Source organism: Campylobacter concisus, assembly GCF_902460715.1.
Classification (GTDB): Bacteria; Campylobacterota; Campylobacteria; order Campylobacterales; family Campylobacteraceae; genus Campylobacter_A; species Campylobacter_A concisus_AK.
The window spans coordinates 23,846-29,632 of sequence record NZ_CABPUX010000003.1 but is presented as its reverse complement, the minus strand read 5'-3'; the positions used below and the strand labels follow the sequence as shown (position 1 = coordinate 29,632).

Sequence of the window (5,787 nt, the reverse complement as noted above, 5' to 3'; positions counted from 1 at the left end):
CTTATGGCAAGGTTATAGTTTGAGCTACTCTCTTCGCCATTTGACTTCATTAGATCGCCAAAGCCTGAGTCTTTAAATTTAGATGAGCTCTCTAAGCTATATGATGCTGGTAGTAAATTTATATTATCAGCTTTTATATCTAAGCTCTCATCTGCGCTGATATTTGAGCCTAAAAGTGTAGTATCTTGGTTTGAAGCTATGTTTATGTTTTTGGCGTTTAGATTTGAGCTAACAACCTCTTCATTTGTTGAGCTTGCTGAGGCGCTTTGCTTGCCAAGGATCTTTCTTGTTACAGATTCTGATTTGGCATTAGAGATGCTATTTGCCGATGAAATTTCTACCGCTTCATTGGCTTTTAAATTTAAGTTCTCTTTAGCATCTACATTTGAAGCAACTATGTTTATATCTTTATTGGCATTGATATTTATATTTTTGCCAGCTTTTATATTAGAGCTCTTGGCTTCTTGGCTATTGCTTTCAAATTTGGTAGATGTTTTTCCTATTACAAATGTAGGTGTGCTAAGTGAGCTAAATTTATCTTTTGCTTCTTTTAGAGGGTTTAGCTTTCTTTTTAGATCAACAACGATATCTTTTAGCACTTCATTAGGCTTTAAGATACCTACCCTGCTACTCTTATGCTCCTCTTTATGGTAGCTTTCATCATTTGTATTTGATATAGCTATAAGCTCTGCGTTTAAATTTATGTCACTACCAGAATTTAGGTTTGCACCTTTTAGGCTAAGAGCACTTTTGGCATTTAAATTTATATCGCTTCCTGAGTCTATAGTGCTATAAACTGCCTTTTTGCTGCCATTTGCCACAAGGTCAAAGCTACTCTTATAAAAGGCATTTGGATTTAAAGATATTTTGCTCTTTTTAGAAACATGAGAGCTAGCCTCTACGTTGTGGCCGTTTTCAAAGAGGATATTGTTGTTTGAGTTTAAATTTATATCTTTGTCTGATTTTAGCTTAGACGATACCAGATAGATATCGTTAGCTGAGTTTAAATTTATATTATTGCCTGATTTTAGGCTAGTGCTTACTACCTCTGAGCTTACGGCGCTATCTATGGTTTGCTTTTTAGAAAGGAGCGATTTAGAGCTATTTATAGCTGTTGCCTCGCTAGTGTTTGACTGCGCTGCTAGTATGATGTCGCTAGCTTTTAAATTTATATCTTTTAGAGAGTTTAGATGTGATGATGAGACTAAAAGAGTGTTTTTAGCATTTAAATTTATGTCGCTGTTAGCGTTTAAATTTGCAGCACTTACTCTTTTTACGCTCTCATCAAATTTCATACCTTTAGAGCTTGCGTGATGAGTATAGCTAAACTCATCTGCTTTTATCTCTATATCATTGCCTGAGTTTAAATTTATATCTCCACTCGCATCTAAATTTGAGCCAGAGACTTTTATATCATTGCCAGCTTGTAAATTTATATCATTTGTAGCTTCTAAGTTAGAGACTTTGCTAAAGTGAGACTTGCTTTGATCTAAGTTTATATTGCTCTTTGCATTTATGTTTAAATTTTTAGAGCTTAGATCAGAACTATCTATCTCTATATCATTAGCCGCAATGTTAGCATCGCCGCTAGTTGATAGCTCCGCGCCTTTTAGCTTTATCTTTTTATCCGCATTTAAATTTAGACTGTCAGCCACTACGCTACCAGCTAGACTTATGTTGCCTTTGGCGTCTATGTCTATGTTGTTAGCCATTACTAGAGCTGAGGCTTTTACGTTTTTATCTTTTGCTTCATTTTTAAATTTGCTTATACTCTCATTTCTAGCTTCATATAAGCCATCAAGGATGTTTGCTATATAAGCAGAGTTTATACTATCAAGGCTGTAGTAATACCCTTGGTTTTTAACCCTTCTATTTAGGTTTTTAATAATTGGGCTATTAAATATTGGCTCAGAGAATTTATCCAGGTCAACATTTGCTAGCTTTATATCATCATTTAGTGCATAGCTTGAAAAGTCTTGTGTGCTTCCTACTATGTTATTGCCCGCTGCAAAGACTGCTGGCAGGCCAACATCAGTGTATGAGAAGTTAAAAACTTTTCCTGTTCCGCCTTTGGTCTCCCATTTGCTTTTAAATCCTCTCCTATACCATTTCTTTTTCTCTTTCCACTTATAAACACTATAGCTATTTACATTGTTATTTAGCATTAGAGCTATGTTTTCTACATTATCGCTATTTAGTTTTAGATCTCCTCCAGCATATATAACACTCTTATCGTTTAACACATCATTTACATTTAAATTTATATCATTGTTAGCTATTATGCTGCCTGGGATGAAGTTAGCTTTATCATCTTCGTTTAGAACATCTTTAACTATGCTATATGTGATAGTTCTTTTTTGTTCATTATTCTTTGCTCTACTAGTATCAACTAGAACTTCGTTTGTATCATAGTCCAGTCTTAGGTTGTGAAATATCTTTTGACTGGTGCCAACTAAATGCGAGTCTTTGTGTAAATTTAGAGCATATAGAGCGCCATCTTTATTTGCAGCCTCTTTTAACACTAACTCATTTACCTCGTTTTCATCTAGCTCACTTATATCTTTGCCTAGTTTTTTAGCTAGTTTGGTGCTTATCTTCTCTTTTAGTTCTTTTAAATTTACACCAAGCTTATATCTATTGACACCCTCTTTTTTTAGGTGCATAGTGCCTTGTTTGTGCACTGTATCCACCCTAGCCTGCGAGCTTGAGTTATTTACTAGCTTTTTAGCTTCTACATTTATATCTTTAGCATAAATTTGGCTTGAGGTATTTACCAAAGTGTCTGCTTTTATGTTAAGGCTCTCTTTGGCTGCTATTAGCGCTTCATCTTTGTTTGTTATAGTCTTTGCCTCTATCTTGGCATCTTTATTAGAAGCGATAGCACCAGTGTTTACTATATCGCCATCAAGGCTTATTTCTATATTGTTATTTGCTATAACTAGGCCGTTATTATTTACGCCTACGCCGTTACTTGTGCCAACTAGTTTGATTTTATTAGCATACATACCGCCAAGCGCGCTACTATCTAGGCTAAAGCTATTTTCTTGGTTTTTAGCTTTTACGTCGTTATATAGTTTGCCATTGCTTGAAGCAACCGCCTTTTCACCGATGATATTTAGCTCATTTGCGTGGATATTTGAGTTTAAATTTACAGCATTTGAGATGACGTTTGTATAGTCGCTACTCTTATCATTTAGGCCGTCTCCTACGATATCGATAGAGTTATTAGATATTAGCTCTATCTCTTTAGGACTTAGTTTATTGATACTACCTGTTGTTAGTGTGAGTGAGCGAGAGTTGATCATATTTAGACCATCTACGCTTATGCCATTTGGGTTTGCTATGACTACGTCAGCCCTGCTTCCAGCTACCTCTAAATTTCCTTTTAGAGATGATTTCTCAGCCGAATTTACTTTGTTGATAATAAGGCTTGCCTCTTTTGTTAGCCTATAGTTTGCATCTATCTGGCCAGCTATCTTTGTATCTATGTTTTTATTAGAGTTATTAAGGATAGTGCCAGTAGTTGGGGTGTTAAACCTACTATATTCATTTATAGATACACCCTTGCTATCAGGGTTTGTGATGTTTATTATTAGCGTCTCATTAGGAGCTTTTAGTATATCAGGGCGATTGTTCGCACCTGGGTCAGCTATGATACTTGGCTCATTTGCCAGAGCTGGCGCGGTGCCAAGTAGCAAAGAGAGACTTACGTAGAAATTTAAGCCTATGGCTAAAAGGCTAGGCTTTTGATTGCTTTGCGCATTTGAAATTTGATTGTTCTTTAGCATATTTTATCCTTAAAATTCGTAGCTTATGATGAAATTTACATTTGTTGATTTAGTTTCAAAGCTCTTTGGTTTATAAAGAGGTTTTGAGACAGAGATGTCGTAGCTTAGGTTGTTGTAGGCTTTTATGTTGCCTCTTAGACCTATGGCGTATCCTGCAAGGGTGTTTTTATCCTTTATGCCGCTACTTGCTGCTCTTACCATACCAGCGTCAAGCCCTGCATAGACAGAGTTGCTCTTATAGTAGTTATATGAGAGGGTATTTCTTACGCTTACTCCGTGGTTTCCAACAAGCGAGCTCTCTCCGTCAAATCCCCTAACACTGTAGTATCCACCGATACTAAATTTATCTTGCAAGCTTAGTTTATTTAGACCATATCTTGCGTTGATATTTAGATCGTAGCTTAGTGGAAGTTCAAATTTATATTTGTAGTTTAGGTTTAAATTTATTAGAGCAAACCTAGATGTAGCCTCCCCGCTATCTTCTAGTGGATCAGGCTGTGATCTAAATATACCAGTGCCCTTTTTGTAAGCTAGCTTGGCGCTAAAAGCTTGGTTGTAAGAATTCCAGCTTGATTTTACGCCTACCTCATATCCAGCATTTCTCCTAGCTTGGTTATCTAGCTCGTAGTCCTCTAGGTAGTTTTTATTTTTTCTCTTAAATAGCTTTACATAGGCGCTATTTTTAAAATTTGAGTCCCTATAAAATGTATAAGCAAGGCTTAGTGAATCACTCTCGCTTCTACCTTTATATGTGTAGAGATTGTAGGCTGCATTTATGATCTGGGCGTAGTCATATTTACTCTTTTCATACTCAAGCATAAAGTAGCCAAATGGGATACTAAAGCCGTAATAATAGTTATTTGAAGCTCCGTGATCACTTGCGCCATTAAATTTATTTGTAACCTCATATTTTTTAAATATATCTTTGCCACGTGAGAAGCTAAAAATTTCGTTAAATCCAAGTAAATTTAGTGTGCTTAAATTTACCATGCCTTGGTACTTGCCGCTTTGTTTTGAACCAAGGTTGTCAAGGCTAATGGCAGCCTTTAGTGGGAAGCTATCAACCCTAGTGATCACTATGTTTGAAAAGCCAGCTCTATTTGAAGGTAAGAATTTAATACTAACATCATTTTTCGAGACGTTTTGCAGTGACTCAAGAGCCTGCTCGATATCTCTTATATTTGCTACTTTATTTTTATGAGAGTACTCACCAAATGCGCTAAATAGGCTCGCTCTATTTCTTTGGCTGTCACTTTCATTGATGCTTATATTATCTATTAGACCAAGATTTATGACAAACTCTAGCTTGGCATCTTTTAGACTCTTTGTAACTAGGCTCGCACTTGAAGTGATATAGCCACTTTTAATGATCTCGTTGTTAAAAGAGTTTATGATTAGATTGATAGAGTTTTTGCCAAGACAGCTGCTTGGCTTAAAGTCAAGCTTATTTAAGCTAGCTTCTAAAATAGAGTTAAATTTAGAAAAGTTATCTTGATAAGCTTTTCTAATTATAGCCTCGTCAGCACCACTACTAGCGTTAAAGCTAGCTACTTCGTTCTCACGAAGAAGTGAAATTTTATCTATTTTAAAACATGGGGTTTCGTTTAAATTTAGCTTACCTTCTGAAGCTATTTTTTCGTTAAGCAAATTTATGTTGGAGCTTTCGTTAAAAGAGCTTGCCATATTCGCCCTAATCTCTTCGTTGTTTAACTCGTTTTTTAGATTAGTCTCATTAGCAAGAAGCGCAGCACACACCATGCTTAAAGATAAGAGAGTTCTCATCTTAACCTTCCTTGGAAATAACTATAAAGTTATATTTTTTAAAATAATTTAGTGACATTATAAAGGATATAATCTTAATTTAATATTAAAATATAATGAAGAAAAAGAATTTTTATATAAAATATTTCAAAAATGAAACTTTTTAGATATATAAATCGCAAAGACAAATTTATTTTGATTTGCTCCTTTATAGGTAAAATTTAATTTTATATTGACA

At 35.1% G+C, this 5,787-nt stretch carries 2 protein-coding genes; both read right to left on the bottom strand.

Annotated features, from left to right (window positions below; all coding sequences use genetic code 11):
- Nucleotides 1–3,788: two-partner secretion domain-containing protein (locus F3G91_RS10845; protein ID WP_149701481.1), on the bottom strand; the 3,788-nt coding region annotated here is incomplete at its 3' end.
- Nucleotides 3,789–3,797: 9 nt separating this feature from the next.
- The gene (locus F3G91_RS10840) at nucleotides 3,798–5,570 is read right to left on the bottom strand and encodes a ShlB/FhaC/HecB family hemolysin secretion/activation protein (protein WP_149701344.1); all 1,773 of its coding nucleotides are present in this window, start codon (nucleotides 5,568–5,570) and stop codon (nucleotides 3,798–3,800) included.
- Nucleotides 5,571–5,787: the final 217 nt, after the last annotated feature.